9 protein-coding genes are annotated in these 18,309 nt (G+C 64.1%); 6 read left to right on the top strand and 3 right to left on the bottom strand.

Annotated features, from left to right (window positions below):
* Position 1 precedes the first annotated feature (1 nt).
* On the bottom strand, positions 2-3,352 hold the full coding sequence (locus JJ896_07305; GenBank protein MBO6779445.1) for a PD40 domain-containing protein: 3,351 nt from the start codon (positions 3,350-3,352) through the stop codon (positions 2-4).
* 169 nt (positions 3,353-3,521) lie between these two features.
* On the opposite strand from JJ896_07305, the gene JJ896_07300 reads away from it, so the two are divergent.
* Positions 3,522-5,828 carry a choice-of-anchor B family protein gene (locus JJ896_07300; GenBank protein MBO6779444.1) on the top strand — a complete coding sequence of 769 codons (2,307 nt, stop codon included), beginning with the start codon at positions 3,522-3,524 and terminating at the stop codon, positions 5,826-5,828.
* On the opposite strand, the gene JJ896_07295 is transcribed toward JJ896_07300, so the two are convergent.
* Both JJ896_07295 and JJ896_07290 read right to left on the bottom strand, forming a co-directional pair.
* The gene (locus tag JJ896_07295; protein ID MBO6779443.1) at positions 5,825-8,134 is read right to left on the bottom strand and encodes a carboxypeptidase-like regulatory domain-containing protein; all 2,310 of its coding nucleotides are present in this window, start codon (positions 8,132-8,134) and stop codon (positions 5,825-5,827) included. The two genes, JJ896_07300 and JJ896_07295, sit on opposite strands and share 4 nt — an antisense overlap.
* A gap of 3 nt (positions 8,135-8,137) precedes the next feature.
* A complete protein-coding gene (locus JJ896_07290) occupies positions 8,138-9,739 on the bottom strand; it encodes a sodium/sugar symporter (GenBank protein ID MBO6779442.1) in 1,602 nt (533 codons plus the stop codon).
* Between the two features lie 130 nt (positions 9,740-9,869).
* On the opposite strand from JJ896_07290, the gene JJ896_07285 reads away from it, so the two are divergent.
* The 5 genes from JJ896_07285 (at position 9,870) to JJ896_07265 (ending at position 17,708) form a co-directional block, all read left to right on the top strand.
* Positions 9,870-10,595 (top strand): hypothetical protein, encoded by a 726-nt coding sequence (locus JJ896_07285; protein ID MBO6779441.1) that lies wholly within the window; start codon positions 9,870-9,872, stop codon positions 10,593-10,595.
* A complete protein-coding gene (locus JJ896_07280; GenBank protein ID MBO6779440.1) occupies positions 10,588-11,916 on the top strand; it encodes an AarF/ABC1/UbiB kinase family protein in 1,329 nt (442 codons plus the stop codon). Before JJ896_07285 ends, JJ896_07280 begins: the two co-directional genes overlap by 8 nt.
* The gene (locus JJ896_07275) at positions 11,913-12,797 is read left to right on the top strand and encodes an alpha/beta fold hydrolase (protein MBO6779439.1); all 885 of its coding nucleotides are present in this window, start codon (positions 11,913-11,915) and stop codon (positions 12,795-12,797) included. Before JJ896_07280 ends, JJ896_07275 begins: the two co-directional genes overlap by 4 nt.
* A gap of 26 nt (positions 12,798-12,823) precedes the next feature.
* On the top strand, positions 12,824-14,845 hold the full coding sequence (locus JJ896_07270) for a S9 family peptidase (GenBank protein MBO6779438.1): 2,022 nt from the start codon (positions 12,824-12,826) through the stop codon (positions 14,843-14,845).
* Positions 14,846-15,041: 196 nt separating this feature from the next.
* The gene (locus JJ896_07265; GenBank protein MBO6779437.1) at positions 15,042-17,708 is read left to right on the top strand and encodes a carbohydrate binding family 9 domain-containing protein; all 2,667 of its coding nucleotides are present in this window, start codon (positions 15,042-15,044) and stop codon (positions 17,706-17,708) included.
* Positions 17,709-18,309: the final 601 nt, after the last annotated feature.

The following is an 18,309-nucleotide window of genomic DNA, read 5'->3' as shown; positions in this document are numbered from 1 at the left end:
ATTACCGCATGTCCGGGGTGCGCTGGGCCGGCAGTTCTGTCGGGCGCTCGCGAGGCCACACTTCGGCCAGCGAATCGCCGTCGTACAGTCGCCCGTTCATCATCACGTATCGGATGCTGTTCGTATTCCGGATGTCATCGAGCGGGTTGTCGCGAAGGATCACCAGGTCCGCCAGCTTGCCGGCCTCGATTGACCCCAGGTCTCCCGCCAGCCCGATGGCCTCGGCCCCGAGAATGGTGGCGGTACGGAGTGCATTGTGCGCCGTCATGCCGCCTGAGGCCGTCGCCCACAGCTCCCAATGGTAGCCAAGACCCTGAAGCTGCCCGTGCGAACCCACGGCCACCCGACCGCCTGCCTTGAGGATCTCGTCAGCAACCTCCGCATGCCTCGAGTGGATGTACTCCTCGTCCCGAAACCAGCCTTCGCTGCGACGCCGCGTAGACTGATCCAGCACCTCATGCGGCGTGAATCGGGCCAGCTTCTCGTCATCGTGCGGATTCTCGCGCGTGTAGAACCAGTTCTCGCCGAACGGCCCGCCGTAGGCCACCAGCAGCGTCGGCGTGTAGGCCATGCGGGTGAATGCCGTCAGCCGCACCACATCCTCGTACAGCGGATACACGGGATACGAGTGCTCCTGCCCGGGATACCCGTCGATCACCATGGTCAGGTTGTACTTCATGTCCAGGCCACCCTCGGTGGTCGGCATGATGCCATACTCCTTGGCGGCAATCAGCACCCACTGCCGCTGCTGGCGGTTGCCCGCCATGTACATCTTGATGGTCTTGGTATCGTAATACTCCGAGTACCGCTTCATGATGTCCCGGGCGTGGGCCAGGTCGCGAATGCCGTCCTCCACGTAGTCCCCGAAGATGCCGGGCCCGGTGGAATACACCCGCGGTCCGATCATCATGCCGGCCGTCACCTGGTCTCCGTAGGTAATGACATCGGTCGATGAGGTCTGCGGGTCCCGCGTGGTCGTCACGCCGTACGCGAGGTTGGCCAGGTACTGCCAGTCCTGCGGCTTGTGCAGATTCCAGGCGGGCCACATGTGCGCATGCACGTCGACAAATCCCGGCACAATTGTATGGCCGGACACATCGATAACCCGGTCCGCCGTGAACCCGGACCCCACGCCGGCGATACGGTTGTTCTCGATCAGAATGTCTGCGGACTCCAGCACCTCATCGCCATTCATGGTGATGATGCGCGCGCCGGAAAGGATCACCGAGCCCCGGGGCGTATCCCGTTCGGCCTCAATCTGAATGCGGTGCTCGACGGCCTTGTAGGGCTTGGTTTCGGGCGATGCGCTCGTGCTGTCTGCGGCCACCTCCGGCGCTGCACCGGTTGAGTCTGCCACCACGGCACCGTCTCCTGCCGCCGCGCTGGAATCCGCGGCCGCATCCGCCTTTGCTTTCTTCTCCGCCGCAATGATCTCGTCGATGCGATCCGCCTCAACCAGATCAAAGATGAAGTGCGCGTTGCCGATACCCCAGTGCACCGTATTGCCGTCCGACTGCCAGGCGGGGAATTGACTGCCGATCTCGGTCAGCTTTCGTGCAGGGAATGCGGCATTGGCCGGATTCGAAACCGAGATGTCCGGTGTCGTGCCGCCGATCATCGGTACCGTCACCACATAGAGGTCATCGTTCACCTGGGCCAGCGCCTGGTCGCCGCGAGGCGCCAGCTTGATCCAGGACGCCCGGTTGGGCTGGGTAGCACCAGGCCGACGGTTGCCCGCCACCTTGACGTGCTCCTTTTCGTCGGTGCCGTCGTATCGGATGGACACGACGCCCCGCGAGCCCGCGTAGAGGTAAATCCGGTCCGAACCCTGTACAAAGTGTGGTGCCGTGCGGCCGCGCGACGGGGCGATCTCAGTCACCGCCCCCCCATCGCCCGGAATCCAGACAAGGTCATCCACCGCACCCGGGGCAAACGGCCCCGTAGACTCGCGATACGCCCGCGCCGGGCCCCGCACCGCCACAATGCGGCTGCCATCGTTGTTGTAGGCCGGAAGCTGGTACAGTCCCGAGTTCAGGGTCAGCTGCTCGGCATCCCCGCGGCCGTTCGAACGCACCCGCTTGAGATGTCCCGCTTCGCCGTCCCAGGTGGCATACGCGACCCACTGCCCGTCCGGAGACCAGGTCGGGAACGCCTCGGTTTCGTCCGCTTCGGTGAGGCGCTGCGGCGTGCCGTCCGGATAGTCCATCACGTACAACCGGTCGAGCGCCGTGAAAGCCAGTCGCGCGCCGTCCGGACTCGGCACCGCATCGCGGATCTCGCGCACCGTGAAGGTGGGCGTGTCTTCGATCGCATACTCGAACTCCACTTCCGGTCCGACCTCGAGATTGACGGCGACCTCAAAAGGGATCTCGGTTGCCGCACTTCCGTCGATCGGCTGCCGCCAGAGCTTGCCCTCCCAGGTCGCAATCAGCGACTGCGAGTCCGGCATGAATGCCATGCCGGGCATCACGTCACGGCTGGCCACCGACTCCTGATCGTCCCGCTGCACGGGGTAGACCAGCCACATCTCGTCGCCCGTGCGCAGGTCCCGTCGCACAAGCCCCGTCTGCTCCTCATGCCGGGACGCATATACGAGCCATCGCCCGTCCGGTGAAAGGGTCGGGCGCATGGCCGAGCCGTAGCGGCTGGTGCGCGTGAACTGCTCACCGGTCTCGCGGTCGTAGTATGCCAGCTGGTACTGCGGCATCGACGCGTTGTAGTTCCAGGTGTTGGTGCCCCGGGCGTACCAGATCTGCCGGCCATCCGGTGTAAACGCCGCGCCCGACGTGCGCAGATTGTTCGGACTGTCGATGAGCTTGGTGCCGGACCCGCCGTCCTTGTGCGCCATCCACAGCTTCGACACCCCAAAGCGTCCCTCACCCTTGGAATAGACCACATAGTCCCCGTCCGGAGACCATGCCGGACTGTGCATGGGATTGGACTTGCTGGTGGTCAGCGCACGGGTCTCGCCGGTCTCGACCTCGATGATCCAGACATTGTCACTACCGCTGCGGTCTGAGATGAACAGCACCTCCGTCCCGTCCGGGCTGAACCGCGGCTGTGCGTCGAAGGCCATGCCGGTCGTCAGCGTGTCGGCGGTGCCCCCAGCGATCGGGAGCAGAAACAGGTCTCCCAGAAAGTCGAAGACGATGCGGCTGCCGTCCGGACTTACATCCACTGAGATCCAGGATCCTTCGCTGGCCGTGTATGAGAGGGTGCGGGCCGCGTTCAGGGGCAAATCCGCCTTCTCTGCGAACCAGGTGGTATCCGCTTCGGCAGCGGTGGAATCCGCATCCTGCGCCTGAACGGCCAGGGGAGACAGAACGAGGAGGAGAGGGAGTATTCGGTACATGGCAGCACTCGGGTGGGCCGCCAATTAACCGCGCCGCGCAGGAATCCGGCAAGGGGGGTCCGGGCGATGGGCTTCATGCACTCGAAGCACGGCGCTCCCCGGCCACCGCTCGGGGCGTTCCGACGATTTCAGGTTCTGTTATCTTGGCAGTCCACCACCCCAGCCGACCATGCGTTTTCAGGCCGCTCTCCTTTCTCTGGTTCTTGTATCTGCTTCCGGCGTCTCTGCGGATCCGTTCGCCGCCTTCGGTGGCTCGGTTTTGCTGCACCAGAACACGTTGTACATCTCCGAGGCATCCGGCTTTCACGAGCCGGGCCAGGTCCACATCGTCAAGCAGCAGGGGGACGGAGCCTGGCAGATCGTGCAATCCGTGATGGCCGCGGACGGGCAGGTCGGAGACCGCTTTGGTTCGGCTGTCTCGGCACACGGTGATCTGCTGGTCGTGGGCGCCTCGGCAGCGTCCGACGGCAACGGCCGCGTATACATTTTCCGGCGGGGGTCCGATGGGCTGTACAGCCAGGCCGCAACGCTGGATGCTCCCTCCGCCAACGGCGCGACCGGTTTTGCGAGTTCGGTGGCCATCGTGGAAGAGGCCATCGTTGTAGGAGCGCCGCGCGCTTCAGACGGCGCCGGGCAGGTTCACGTTTTTGTATACAACTCCGGAGAATGGGTGGCCGTCGCCACCCTGAGGGATGACGGGGACGATGCGCGGTTCGGGTCAGCGCTCTCTCCCGACGGCAATCGCCTGGCCGCCTCGTCTCCGGGCGCCGCCAAGGTCGCTGTATTCGAGTGGTCCGGGGTCAGCATGAACCCCGCGGGCACGGTCATCTGGGAAGGCGACATGCCGGGCCGATTCGGGAGCTCCGTGCATCTCCAGGAAGGCCGCCTGGCCATCGGTGCCCCCGCTGCGGAGCGCGTGCACACCTACTTCTGGCGGGACGGAGAGTGGCAATCGGATGTCATGATCGAAGCACCGGAGTCGTTTGGTGAACGCTCCCAGTTCGGATCGTCGGTGCAGGTGGACGGTCGGGCGGTATGGATTGGTGCGCCCTGGGCGTCGGGAGGCGGCCAATTGATGCGCTGGGATGAGAGCGGACCCATCGAAATCCTGCAGGAAAGCGGACTCAGCGGCAGGCCGTCCTTTGGCGCAGGTTTCGCGGCCTCCGGCGACTTCCTTGCGGTGGGTGCGGCCGGAGATGCGTATGGCGAGGGTACGGCCTTCGTCTATCGCCGCGGCGGTGACGGCTGGGCCGTCAGCGACGTGCTCTACAACGCCGTCGATGCCGTGCCCGCAGTCGCCGGCGCCGAGGTGGAGTGTTCGGACGGAGCCGCCGGACCCTACTCCTGTAACCGGGTCGACCTGCTGGCCTTCCTCCCCAACGAGGACATGGAAATCAATCGTGGCGTTCGCCTGAACGACATCTGGGGCTGGACCGACCCGGAGACGGGCAAGGAATACGCCCTGGTGGGACACATGGAGGCCATGGCGGTGGTCGACGTGTCCAGCCCGACCGGCCCGGTCTATCTCGGCACGCTGCCCCGGACTGAAGGCTCACCGGGCTCGACCTGGCGCGACATCAAGGTCTACCGGGATCATGCTTTTATCGTGGCAGACGGTGCGGGCCAGCACGGCATGCAGGTGCTGGACCTGCGACAGCTACGCGACCTGGCGGACATCCCGGTGACGTTCGAGCCGACGGCGTTTTATGACGGGATCGCGTCGGCGCACAACATTGTGATCAATGAAGACACGGGCTATGCCTATACCGTAGGCAACAGCTCCGGCGGCGAGACGTGCGGCGGCGGCCTGCACATGATCGACATTCGAGACCCCGCCAATCCGACCTTCGTCGGTTGCTTCACGCACTCCGGCACAAACAGCGGTGGCGGCGGCGCCACTCACGATGCGCAGTGCGTCAGCTATCAGGGGCCGGATTCCGATCATCGCGGCCAGGAAATCTGCGTCAGTTCCAACGGGGCTGCGCTGTCCATCTCCGACGTCTCCGACAAGGACAATCCCGTCGCCGTGAGCCAGGCCACATATCCGAACTACGCCTACGTGCACCAGGGGTGGTTCACGGATGACCAGCGGTATTTCTACCAGAATGATGAGGGCGATGAGCTCTCCGGCCTGGTGGACCGAACGCGCACCCTGATCTGGGACCTCACGGATCTGGATGACCCCCAGATGATCGGAGAGTTCTTCGGACCCACCAACGCGACGGACCACAATCTGTATGTGGACGGCAACCTGATGTACCAGACCAACAATGCCAGCGGACTACGCATTGTCGACATCAGCGACCCGGAGAATCCCGTCGAGGTCGGACACTTCGACACCACGCCCTATGGCAACGACAAGGCCGGGTTCAACGGCACCTGGAGCAGCTATCCGTATTTCGGTTCCGGCACGCTGGTGGTGACCAGTCGCCGGGAAGGACTGTTTCTGGTGCGAAAGCGCAACATCGACACCTAGCGACCCAGCAGCCGCCGGGCAACGCCGTAGTACTCCAGGGTCACCAGGGGACTCCATTCCCGCAGGTCGGTCGCCAGGTTTATGCGGAACGGTAGATTGAACGGCTTCGACCACGCGATTCCGATTTCATCCCGACGCGTGGTGCTGCCGTGCCACGCCGTTCCGTGCGCTCCAAAGACCACAATGCCGAGGTTGGTCTCACCGAAGCCCATGCGTTCGGCGATCGCGGACCCGAAGTCGTGCTGCCAGAACAGCGCGGCCCAGCGGCGGGCGACGAGTCGAGCGTCATGGCGACTTCGAAACGCCACCTCTCCAGCAACGGGACCAGTAGCCACATCCAGCACCCCCCGGCGCTGAACGGGCACGCCTGCTGACCCTCCGCCCGCGACTACGTCAAGCCGCAGCATCGCCGGCACGGCCCTCCGGCGCATCAGCGTCGGCACCTGAAGCGAAGCCGCTCCCTGCCACCGACTGAAGCCGAAGTCAGAGCCCAGCATGCCCTCGCTCGCGACCTCGCCCTGCAGATCCAGATGACCGGTCAGGCGCCGTGCGTCTCGGTCCGGCTCGCCCAGCCCAAGTCGCGCCGAGAGCGCGGCCAGGGTGCCTTCGTCAATTGGCGGATTCGCACGCTGCACGTTGCGTTTGAGCCAGCCTTCGTAGTCGTCCTGCTTGGGCACCGACCGGTGTTCCTCGTGCGATGCGGTCACTTCCCATGAGATGCGGCGACTGAATCCCAGCGTGGCCCAGCGCCGCGCCCGATCGTAATAGTCGAAATAGTCGTCCCAGCCGGCGTACGCCGCCAGACCCGTCAGAAAACGATCCGGGTGCTTGCCTACCCCCACGATTCCGGTGAGCCGCTCTGCGCCGAATGAGCCCGACCAGGGACCTTCGTCATAGTGGGCAGCAGCCGTCCAGCGTACTTCGTCAGGCGCTTCGGCGAAGGCCAGTCCCGGGCGCAATGTGACGCTGCGGGTGAGCGGCACCTCCGGCCTGAGCCCAATGTGCCATCCGTCGACCCGGTTGAACCATACCCAGGGCTTGAACCAGACGGGATCCGGAACGCCGATTTCGGGCGGCTCTTCCCTGCGCTCAGCAATCGGAATGGCCGCGTACTGGGCCAGGAGTCCCTCCGGTCGAAAGTAGGCGCCTAAACCACGGTTCGATCGCATGCCGTCCATCTCGCGACGCTCCTCATCGGTCAACGGAATCATGCCCGGATTCCAGGAGAACAGCCACGTGCCACCCTGTATACCGGGGTCATCCCGGAGGCTGCGTCCAGAGGTGCGCAGCGTATCCGGCAGTTGTACGCCAGTGACGTGCAGGGACAACCCGGATACCTGTCGATACCGGGCTCGTGGATAGCGTACCCCGGCCCTGCCGAATCGCACGGCCCCGTTGGCCTCAAAGTAGACGGGCACCATGGCGATACCCCGTCGAGCAAAGTGTTGCTCCATCCTCACCGACCGGTCCAGCACCGGCGGCGGACCCATGCGGTCAATGGTGGGCCTCGCCGTGATCAGGAGCACATCAAAGGTTGAGTCCTCCACGGCCAGCGTGCCGACAAACCCGGCCGCCGTCAGTCCAAATGGCGTGTAGGCGATGTCGTGAATCAGCCGTCCGTCTTGCGCCCGCTGGCCGGTCAGGCGAAAGCGATAATTATCGAGGGCATCCGGGTGGAGGGGACCCAGGAAGCGCGTGCCTTCAATGGGGACCTGGTCGTCATACAGGTTCGGCACATGCGTCGGCGCGGCATACAGAAACTGCTCGGGCCGGTCGGGCTGCACCCGCCGGGCGCGGGTGATCTGCCGTACGCCCAGGCCGGCGTGCCACCAGTGCGCACCGATCGTCTCCTCCACCTCGACGAGGTCGAACTCCCGGTACAGCTGAAAGCGCGAGTACACTTCCGCATAGGACGTGGAAATCGAGTCCCGCCAGGCCTGCTTGCGGGCCAGCACGTGGCGCATGATGGGCAGCGCCGGATCTTCGCCGGAGACCACCAATTCTCCCAGTTCCACCGGACTGGGGTCCAGTTGGATGCGCAATGGGCCTGCAGCCACGACGTCGATGCGCCGCGAGGAGTACCCGATGTGCCGTACCAGGAGCGTTACCGGAAGCGTGGCTACGGCCAGGGTGAACCGCCCGTCCCGGCTGGTCACAGTTCCGAGCGCCTGACCCTCCACCTGCACGGTCGCCGCGGGCAGCGGCAGGCCATCGTCGCTTCCGGAAACCACCCCGTTCAGCAGGACCTGCGCACGGAGCGGCATGGAGGTCACACACAGGAGTATGATCCAGGCCGCACTGCGCATCGGCTACCAGAAGATGATGTAGAGGGCCGCCGTGATGCCCAGGATGCCGAACGCAAGGCCAATGAACACGGGGTCATTCTGCAGCACGCTGCGGTCGAGCTCTATGCTCTTCGCACTGTCCTTGCCTTTGCCCTCCCAGAGTGAGATGAGCACGATCAGCAGGACGGAGGCCAGGAAGGCCACTCCCATGCGATCAATAAAGGGCAGGCCGGGCAGGGCCACCTTCATGGTCAACGACAGAGGAATCGAAGCCAGGGCAGTGACCAGCGCCGCATTGGCGGTCGACTTTTTCCAGAACAGACCCATGATGAAGACCGCCAGAACGCCCGGGCTGACAAAGCCGGTGTACTCCTGGATGTACTGGAACACCTGGTCGAGGCTTGCCAGCTGCGGGGCCATGATCGCTGCGACCGCGATCGCCACCACGGCGGCTACCCGCCCCATAAAGACCAGGCGCTGCTGACTGGCACCCTCGTTCACGTAGTTGCGGTACAGGTCCATCGTGAAGATGGTAGCCGTGGAGTTCATCATGGACGCCAACGACGAGACGATGGCCGCAATCAGCGCCGCGAAGGTGAGGCCCTTCAGACCGGGGCCCACGTAGGCATTCAGCAGCCACGGATAGGCCTCGTCGCCGCGGGTGATGGGAGCCTCCAGTGCGTAGGCCACAATCCCGGGCACCACGACAACCAGCGGCAGGATCATCTTGAGGTAGCCGGCGAAGGCCACACCGCGCTGGGCCTCCTTGAGGTCCTTGGCGGCAAGAGCACGCTGGATGATGTACTGGTTGCAGCCCCAGTAGAACAGGTTGGCAATCCACATGCCCCCCAGCAACACCGAGAGCCCCGGCAGCAGGTCGTAGGCGTCCTGCATGTCGCCGGCATCGTCCGTGTACAGCAGTTCGCCTTCGAACAGAATCATGTTGAAGCGATCCCCAGCCTCTGCGAGCAGCTTGGAGAATCCGGCGATGGCCCCTTCGCCCCCCGAAAACGCGTCCAGCGCCAGATAGGTGGTCAGCAGACCTCCACCCACCAGGAAGATGACCTGAACCACGTCCGTCCAGGCGACCGCCTTCAGACCACCGTATACCGAGTACAGTGTGGCGAACGCTGCCAGGCCCAGCACTCCCGTCCACAGGCTGACCCCCATGATGCCTTCCATCGCCAACGCGCCCAGGTAGAGCACGCTCGTGAGATTGACAAAGACATAGACCAGCAGCCAGAACACGGCCAGGATGGTGCGTACCCGGGCGTCGAACCGTACCTCGAGAAACTGGGGCATCGTAAAAATGCCCTTCTTGAGGTAGATCGGCAGAAAGAAGTAGGCCACGATCAGCAGCGTTACCGCGGCCATCCACTCATAGGTGGCAATGGCCAGGCCCAGCCGGAAGCCCGACCCGGACATGCCGATGAATTGTTCGGCCGAGATGTTGGACGCGATGAGCGAAGCGCCGATGGCCCACCAGGGCAGGGACTTGGACGCCAGGAAATAGTCTGACGCGTCCTTGTCGTGGCCTTTCTCTTCCCTGGAGACCCAGAGACCGAGAAAGACGATCAGCGCGGCGTAGCCCGCAAAAACAACGTAGTCGAGCGTCGAAAAGCTCATGATCCGGTGAGGGGTTGGAAGCCGCCAAAGGTACACTGTCGCACTGGCAATCCGCTTCCATTATTCAGACGCCGTTAACCGACCACTTGGTAACAACCCGGCCACTGCCCCGTCTACAGCGGCAGATATGATGACGCCCGACCAAATCCGCCTTGCCGTCGATGTCGCCCGCGATCTGTATATGGATCAGGGCCTTCCCGCCGGCCTGCAACAGGTTGCCGACGCTGCCGGTCTGCCGGTGGACGCCGTACATGAGGAATTCGGTACCGTGGACGGGCCGCTGGTCCGACACTACGCGCTCCTGGTAGATCGATGCCTGGCTACCGTCGCTGAACTGGCGCCGCCCGGTCCCGAGGAGCGGTTTGGCGCGTTCGCCTTCGTGATGCTCGACCTGCTGGAGGAGGATCTCGGATATGCGACCGCGACTTTTGATCGATATGCGTCACCCTGGGGCAGCCCCTTCCGCGCCCGCCTTGGCTCGGCGCTGGACGAGATGCTGGACATCGATCGTGTGCCCGGCATCAATCGCGCGGTTCTTTCCGGCACGCCGTCCGCCTTTGTAACGGTGCAGACCTTTGTCACGCTGATCCAGGCCTGGCTGGATGACGATTCCGATGACCGGGAGCGTTCCACGGCGCTCCTTGACCGCCTCGTTCGGTTCTACGCGGAGTTGGCCGCCAATCAGACCGCTTCGCGCGGCCTGGACGTTTTGCGCTACGCCGCAGAGGCCGGATACATCCCGGGCGCTTCGATGGTGGGCGACTGGTTCTTCGGCACGTCGAAGGACGGAGCCACCGACGACGAAGCCCCCTCGGACCCAACACCACCCTCCGAAGAGCCCACCGCGAATGGCTGATCAGGAATTCCCTTCGACCAAGCTCAAACGGGGTGCGATTGCGGCGAAGGCAGGCCTGAAGGTTGGGGCCAATTACGCCCGCTTCATGGCTCGTTCTGCAGTCGGGGCCGGTGGCGAACAGGCCCGCCGGGACATGCACCGGCAGAATGCGCAGGACATGTTCAAGGAGCTGTCGAAGCTGCGTGGCACCGCGCTCAAGTTTGCGCAGGGCATGAGCATGGACCCCGGCCTGATTCCGGCCGAGTTCATCGAAGTCATGAGCCAGGCGCAGTACTCGGTGCCGCCCATGAACGCCGCACTGGTCCGTCGGCTCGTGCGCAAGGCACTCGGCGCTCCGGTTGAGGAACTGTACGCATCCTTCGAGCCGAATGCGGTGGCCGCCGCAAGCATCGGGCAGGTCCACCGCGCCACGCTTCATGACGGCCGCGTGGTAGCCGTCAAGGTGCAGTACCCCAATGTGCGCGAAACCATTGACGCCGATCTCACCATCGCACGCGGGATTGCGTCCAGAGTCGCCAAAGGCAACGTGGACCCCTTCATCGAAGAGATCCGGGACATGATGCTGCTGGAAACGGATTACCTGCAGGAGGGGCGCAACATCGAGTTCTTCGCGGAGCAGTACAATGATGACGAGGTTGTCACGCCGCGATGGATTCCCGATCTGAGTTCGCAATCCGTGCTCACGATGACCTTCGTGGAAGGCCGGCACATCAAGCCGTTTCTGGAGGCGAACCCCTCCCGGGAACGCCGGAATCATTTTGGCCAACTGCTGTTCGATTTCTCGCATCGTCAGGTGGCCTCGGGACTGAACACCATCCACGCGGACTTCCATCCCGGCAACTTCCTGTTCCAGGACGATGGGCGGCTGGGTGTCATCGACTTCGGCTGCGTGAAAACCCTGCCGGATGCGTTCATGCACGATTTCCTCCGGGTCTTCCGCGCGCAGCTGGAGGGTGACGAGGACCTGCTGCGAACGCTGTACTTCAGGCTCGACATCCTGAATCCGAATCACGACCAGGAGCTGCAGGACAAGATCTTCGCCTTCTTCCTGAAGATGGGAGAACTCATCGTCGCCCCGTATCGAGAGGGCTCGTTTGACTTCGGCCGAACCGAATTTGCCGAGCAGGTCAAGGCGATCGGGACCGAAGCCATGCAGTTCCGGGAACGGGAAGTGATCGGCAGTCCGCACTTTGTATTTGTGAATCGCGTCGTATTCGGATTGCTCAGTATGCTGAGCAAACTGGGAGCTGTGGTGGAGACGCAGCGCGGCTATGGCCTTGTCAACCAGGCCATCGACCGCCTGGAAGCGGAAGCCGCGTGATCCCGGAATCGCTTCGCAGGGCCATTTCGCTTGCGCTGCGCGCGCTGGCCTCCGTCTCCGAGCGCGCGGCCGCCGCTGTCGCTTTTCGGCTGTTCGTCACGCCCATCGGTGCCCGACGCACCCTCATCGAGGGCCGGCGCCTGGAGCGCGCCCAGGCCACCCTTGACCAGGCTCGCCGGGAGGAGATGGACGGCCTCGCCGTGTGGGTCTGGGAGTCCGGCGATGAACCGCTTACGGTCGTACTCGTGCATGGATGGACGTCCCGGGCCCTGTACATGACCGGGTTTGTGCAGCCCCTTCGGGAGGCCGGCCTGCGCGTAGTTGCGCTGGACTTTCCGGGGCATGGCGAGTCGGACGGGACTACGCTGACCTTCGACCGGGCCGGCTCCGCGGTCGTGCAACTGGCCGACCGTTTCGGTCCGACAGTTCTTGTGGGGCACTCATTCGGCGCATCCATGAGCGTGCTTGCGGCCGCCGGCGCGCCCACGCTTGAGCCGGCCCGCAACGTTGTAGGACTTGTTCTGGTGGCCGGCGCCAATGAACTCAAGGATGTCAGCGGCCGATTCTGTCAGTTGTTCGGGCTGCCTGCCGGCGTCAAGACGCGCATTGATCGGCGCCTCGAGGAGATCGGCGGAGACCGCATTGAGCGCTTTACGTCTGCCAACGGCATCCGGGACGCAGCCGTACCCACCCTGCTTCTGCACGATCCCGAGGATGCGATAGTGCCCGTGAGCGACGCGGAGGCCATCGCCCGCGAAACCCACGCCCGCCTGGTGCACACCTCGAAACTGGGGCACAACCGCATTCTCTACAGTCCCGTGGTATTCCGGGAGATCGTACAGTTTGTTGAGAGGGAGATTCAGGCGGTTGAAGCGGTGTAGATTCGGGGGCATTCCCTCCCGATACCATGCTCCGTTTCCACCTCCTGCTTCTCGTTTGTCTCGTAGCGTTGCCGGCGGCTGCGCAGAAACGCGCCATGACCACAGACGACGGCCTGCGCATGAAAGGCCTCTCCGGCGCACTGATGACCCCGGACGGCGAAGGCGTGCTGTTCAGCGTGTCCGAACTCGACTGGGACAAGAACAAGCGCAACACGACCTGGCACCACATCCCCGCAGATTCCGGCGCGGCGTACCCGTATTTGGGCAAGGACGGGGGAAGCGATCTTCGGTACTCGCCGGACGGCAGTCTGCTGGCCCTCAAACGCACGGTGGACAAGAAGTCTCAGCTCTTCGTCCTGCGCACGGTGGGTGGCGAGGCGCGGCAGCTCACCAAACACAAGGAATCAGTGGGCAGCTACCGATGGTCCCCAGACAGCAAGTCCCTGTATTTCGTATCCAATTGGGCGCGCTCCGCCGAGGAGCAGAAGGAATACGAGAACGGCAATGACGCCATTTTTGTGGATGAAGGAGCCAACGGGCAACGAGCCGGACGCTGGCAGAGTGTCTGGCAGGCGTCTGCCGCGGACGGTTCGCTCAAGCAACTCACCGGGGACTCGCTGCGCATTTCTTCGCTATCCCCGAGCCCGGACGGCAAGCACCTGATCTTTGCCGGTCGCAAGGAGAACTGGCGCAACAACGTGCACCTGGCGGAGATGTACCTGTACACCCTCGCCGATTCGTCCCTGGTCAAACTGACCGACAACGAATCCCCCGAAGGCCCGTTTGTCTGGTCTCCGGACGGATCCAAGGTCGCCTTTCAGGCAGCTCACCTGACGGAATTCGATCTCAGGAACGAAAAGATCTTCCTGCGGGACATGGAGTCCGGTGAGACGACCATGGTCAGTGGTGCATTCACCGGCAACATCGGCGCTTTTGTCTTCACGCCCGATGGGCAGGCCATTCTCTTCAACGGACTGCAGCGCACCAACCGCAATCTGTACCGGCTGGAGCTTTCGGACGGCAGTCTCACCCAGGTAAGCGACGTCACCGGTTCTCTCGATGTCATGGCATTCTCGAAGGACCGCAGTCACATGGTCTACCGGTTCTCGAGCACATCGACTCCTCCGGACCTGTACAGCTCGCCGACGGATCGGCTGGCTCCGACCCGCCTCACCGATCTGAATCCACTCGTACGGGACAGCCTGCTTCTGGCTACCGCGAGTACCGTCGTCTGGAACTCCACGGACGGCACCGAAATCGAAGGACGGCTCCTGCTTCCGCCGGTTCATTCCGGTGACGCCGGTCCCCTGCTTCTCCACATCCACGGAGGCCCCGCCGGAGTGTTTTCCAACCGGTGGAGCTACCGCGACCACGTCTGGGGCGGCCTCGGTTACGTACAGTTGATGCCCAACGTGCGCGGCTCCAGCGGGTACGACGACGAGTTGCTGCGCGGCAACATGAACGACATCGGCGGGGGCAACTTCCACGATCTGATGACCGGCGTGGACAAGATGATTGGCGATGGACTCGCGGATCCTTCGCGGTTGGCTGTGCGGGGCTGGAGCTACGGTGGCATTCTGGGCGGATGGACCATCACGCAGACCCATCGTTTCAAGGCCGCATCGGTCGGTGCCATGGTGTCCGACTGGACGTCCGAGTACGGACCCGGCTTCAACTTTGACGTGAGCCGTTGGTACCTGGGGGGCAATCCGTGGGAGAATGCGGAGTTCTGGAGAGAGCGCTCCCCGCTCACGCACGCGCACAAGGTGAGAACGCCCACGCTCATCCTGCACGGCATGAACGACACCACCGACACCGAACCGCAGAGCATGATGTTCTTCGCAGCCATCCGGGATGCAGGCAACGCGCCGGTGCGGTACATCCGATTCCCTCGCGAGCCGCACGGCTTCCGGGAGCCTCGTCACCAGCGTACGCGTGATGTCGAGGAGATCCGCTGGATCCACGAGCACGTGACGGGCGAGAAGTGGACGCCGTTCGCGGTGCCGAAGAAGAAGGCGACCGAGAAGGAGAAGCCGGCCACGGACTGACGGGCTCGGCGCGTGCGGCTCGGGAGCCGGCCGCCACGTCGGGGCAGGCGTTGGAGGTGCCGCCGAGGGCACCGGAAACTGCCCGCACCCGTTCCTGGGACCCTCCGTAGGGAATTGGCAACCGTATCCGGGGATCCTGTGTCTCTTGCATGTGGGCTTCCCCGGCCACCTTGCTTCCTCCCCAATCGGTTCACCCATGCTGCGCTCCAGAGTCCTGCCGGCCCTTTCGCTGCTGCTGATGGCCTCGCCCGCCAGGGCCCAGATGGCGCAGGGTGTGCTCGACGATGAGCCTCCCCGAATCTCCGCCGTCCGTGCCGCCCAGGGTGCTCCCCGCGTGGACGGCCGGCTGGACGATGCGGTCTGGGCGTCTGCCCCGGTCGCGACGGGTTTCCGACAGGATTTTCCGGTCGATGGAGATCCGGCCAGCGAACGAACCGAAGTGCGCGTGGCCTACGACGACCAGGCACTCTACGTGGGTGCGCGCCTCCTTGACTCGGACCCGGATGGGATCGCGGGTCGCCTCGCGCGCCGCGACAACGAAGAAGCCAGTGATCGCTTCATCGTCTCGATCGACTCGTACCACGACCACCGGACGGCGTTCAGGTTCTCGGTCAACCCATCTGGCGTGCGAGCGGACTACATAGCCACGAACGACTCCGACAACGAAGACTTTTCCTGGGATCCCGTCTGGGAGGCGGCGACCTCCATCGACCAACAGGGTTGGGTGGTGGAGATGCGCATCCCGTTTTCGCAGCTTCGATTCTCCGGGGCGGACGAGCAGACCTGGGGCATCAACTTCACCCGCCGGATCTTCCGCAAGAGCGAGTGGGCGGCATGGAGCTGGTGGGAGAATGAAGAACAGGGCTTTGCCTCCCACTTTGGCCATCTGGACGGCCTGCGGGGCATCCAATCGCCTCGACGCCTGGAAGTCCTCCCCTACACCGTCGCCAAGACCGACCACGACCAAACGGCGAATCCGAATAACCCGTTTAACGACGGCAGCCTGCAATCAGTCACGGCCGGCCTCGACGTCAATCTTGGTGTCACGTCTGACCTCACGTTGAACGCAACGGTGAACCCGGATTTCGGCCAGGTGGAAGCCGACCCGGCCGAAGTCAACCTGACCGTGTTCGAGACCTTTTTTGAGGAACGTCGCCCATTCTTTGTTGAAGGAGCCAACCTCTTTCAGTTCGGTGCCGGAAGCGGCGGCTTCATCTTCGGCGCGCCTCAGCTGTTCTACTCCAGACGCGTGGGTCGCGCGCCCTCCCGACCTGTGTTCGAACCAGGCGGCTTTGTCGACAACCCCATCAACACCTCGATCCTGGCGGCGACAAAACTGTCCGGACAGACTGGCGGTTGGTCCATTGGTCTGCTGGAAGCCGTAACCGGACGCGAAGTCGCCCCCATTCAGCGCGCCGACGGAACGCGCACCGAAGCGGTGGTGGAGCCACGATCCAACTATGCCGTGGCAAGTCTCCGCCGCGACTTCCGGGAAGGGTCCTCCTCGATCGGCATTCTCGGGACGGCAGTCAATCGCGACATCGCGGATCCGGCTCTGTCCTTTCTGCCGTCGAGTGCCTACTCCGGCGGCATCGACTTCTTTCACCGATTCGGGGACAACCGCTTTGTGGTGAACGGCACCTTTTCCGGCTCCGCTGTCCGGGGCGAACCCGACGCCATCACGCGCCTGCAGCGCTCGTCTGCGCGCTACTTCCAGCGCCCGGACCAGGACTACGTATCTGTGGACACCGCCGCCACGAGTCTCACCGGCTATGCCACATCGTTCCAGATAGACAAGGTTTCGGGAGACTGGCTGGTGGGCGCCGACTTCTACGCGTACTCCCCCGGCTTCGAAATCAACGACGCTGGGTTTCTCACGGGGGTGGACGAGATCTTCACCGGCTTCCGCGTCACGCGGCGCTGGCTGGAGCCCGGCAAGGTCTTCCGCACCTTTCGCATCAATGCCACCGGCTTCCGCTCGCAGAACTACGGCGGCACACGAACCGGTCGCGGCGCCTTTCTGGGGTTGAACGGGCAATTCCTGAACTACTGGGGCAGCAACGCCAGCTTCAACCTCCGAAGCGACAACCTGAATCCGGCCGGTACACGTGGAGGTCCCAACACCTTGCTACCGGCCAATTGGAGCCTGAACGTTGTGGGATTCAGCGATGGGCGCAAGCGGCTTTCGGGACATCTGTGGACCACCTACGCGCGAAACCGCTTTGATGGGTGGGGTTTGTTCTCAGGTGGCGGCCTTACCTGGCGTGCAGCTTCCAACATCAACGTGTCGCTGTTCCCGAACTTCAGGCGCGTCCGCACCATCGGGCAATACGTTACCGCCCGGCCGGATCCCTTCGCCACGGGTACGTTTGGCGCGCGCTACCTCTACGCGGAGCTGCACCAGCATCAGGTGAGCGCCACCATCCGCATGGATGTGGCGCTATCGCCAGACATGTCGGTCCAGTGGTACGCGCAGCCGTTTATCTCGACCGGGGACTACCAGGAGTTCAAGGAGCTAACGGCTCCGGGCTCTTACGACTTCCTGATATACGGCGCGTCGGCCGGCTCAACCATTGAATCCCGGGACGACGGTCGACGCCTCGTGGCGGACCCCGACGGCCCGGGTCCCGTTGCGCCCTGGCACTTCGCCAATCCCGACTTCCGAGTCCGCTCCCTGCGGAGCAATCTGGTCTTCCGATGGGAGTACATCCCCGGCTCGACGCTTTTCCTTGTCTGGAATCACGGACGCAGCGGCTTTTCACCGAATCCGGAGTTCAGCTTCTTCGATCAGCTGTCCGGCATCCTGGATGAGGACATGCAAAACACGTTCATCGTCAAGCTGAACTACTGGCTGAGTCGCTGAGGCCTGCGCAGGCTCGCCTTGGCTGCCGGCGCCTGGGCTGAGGCGCTGTCGCGCACGCGGACCGCATCGCCCGCGCACTCCGGCCACTGAAGCGCGCGTCGCACGCGGACCGCATCGCCCGCGCCCTTCCCGGCATCTGAAGCGCACGTCGCACGCGGACCGCATCGCCCACATGCCGTCCCGGGCCTCTTGGGCGCTTGCGCCAACCGAAGCGGCCGCCGCCGCAGCGGCCGAAGTGGAATAGCGGGGCCGCTTTCCACGTAGAGGCCCCGCGGCCCCGGACCGAAGTCGACTGCGGGGCCCCATTCCACTCGGGCGCGCCGCGGTGGGACCCGTAAGTGTAATCGGGGGCCGCGATTCCACATCCGCGTCATCAGGCCCGGGGGCCGGCCATGCTACGGGGGCCAGCCGTCCTGGCCGACTCGCGCCGTGGTGCGCCAACCGTCGCGCCCGCGCCCTCCGGCATCTTGGGCGCCTGCGCCAACCGGAGCGGCCGCCGCAGCAGCGGCCGAAGTGAAATAGCGGGGCCGCTTTCCACGTAGAGGCCCCGCGGCCCCGGACCGAAGTCGACTGCGGGGCCCTATTCCACTCGGGCGCCCCG

Source organism: Rhodothermales bacterium, assembly GCA_017643395.1.
Lineage (GTDB): Bacteria > Bacteroidota > Rhodothermia > Rhodothermales > UBA10348 > JABDJZ01.
This window is presented reverse-complemented; position numbering and strand designations above follow the sequence as displayed.

Bases quoted from the DNA above. Each gene is read 5' to 3' on its own strand.
- JJ896_07270 (MBO6779438.1), top strand. From the start codon at position 12,824: ATGCTCCGTTTCCACCTCCTGCTTCTCGTTTGTCTCGTAGCGTTGCCG.
- JJ896_07295 (MBO6779443.1), bottom strand. From the start codon at position 8,134: ATGCGCAGTGCGGCCTGGATCATACTCCTGTGTGTGACCTCCATGCCG.
- JJ896_07280 (MBO6779440.1), top strand. From the start codon at position 10,588: ATGGCTGATCAGGAATTCCCTTCGACCAAGCTCAAACGGGGTGCGATT.
- JJ896_07265 (MBO6779437.1), top strand. From the start codon at position 15,042: ATGCTGCGCTCCAGAGTCCTGCCGGCCCTTTCGCTGCTGCTGATGGCC.
- JJ896_07300 (MBO6779444.1), top strand. From the start codon at position 3,522: ATGCGTTTTCAGGCCGCTCTCCTTTCTCTGGTTCTTGTATCTGCTTCC.
- JJ896_07305 (MBO6779445.1), bottom strand. From the start codon at position 3,352: ATGTACCGAATACTCCCTCTCCTCCTCGTTCTGTCTCCCCTGGCCGTT.
- JJ896_07290 (MBO6779442.1), bottom strand. From the start codon at position 9,739: ATGAGCTTTTCGACGCTCGACTACGTTGTTTTTGCGGGCTACGCCGCG.
- JJ896_07285 (MBO6779441.1), top strand. From the start codon at position 9,870: ATGACGCCCGACCAAATCCGCCTTGCCGTCGATGTCGCCCGCGATCTG.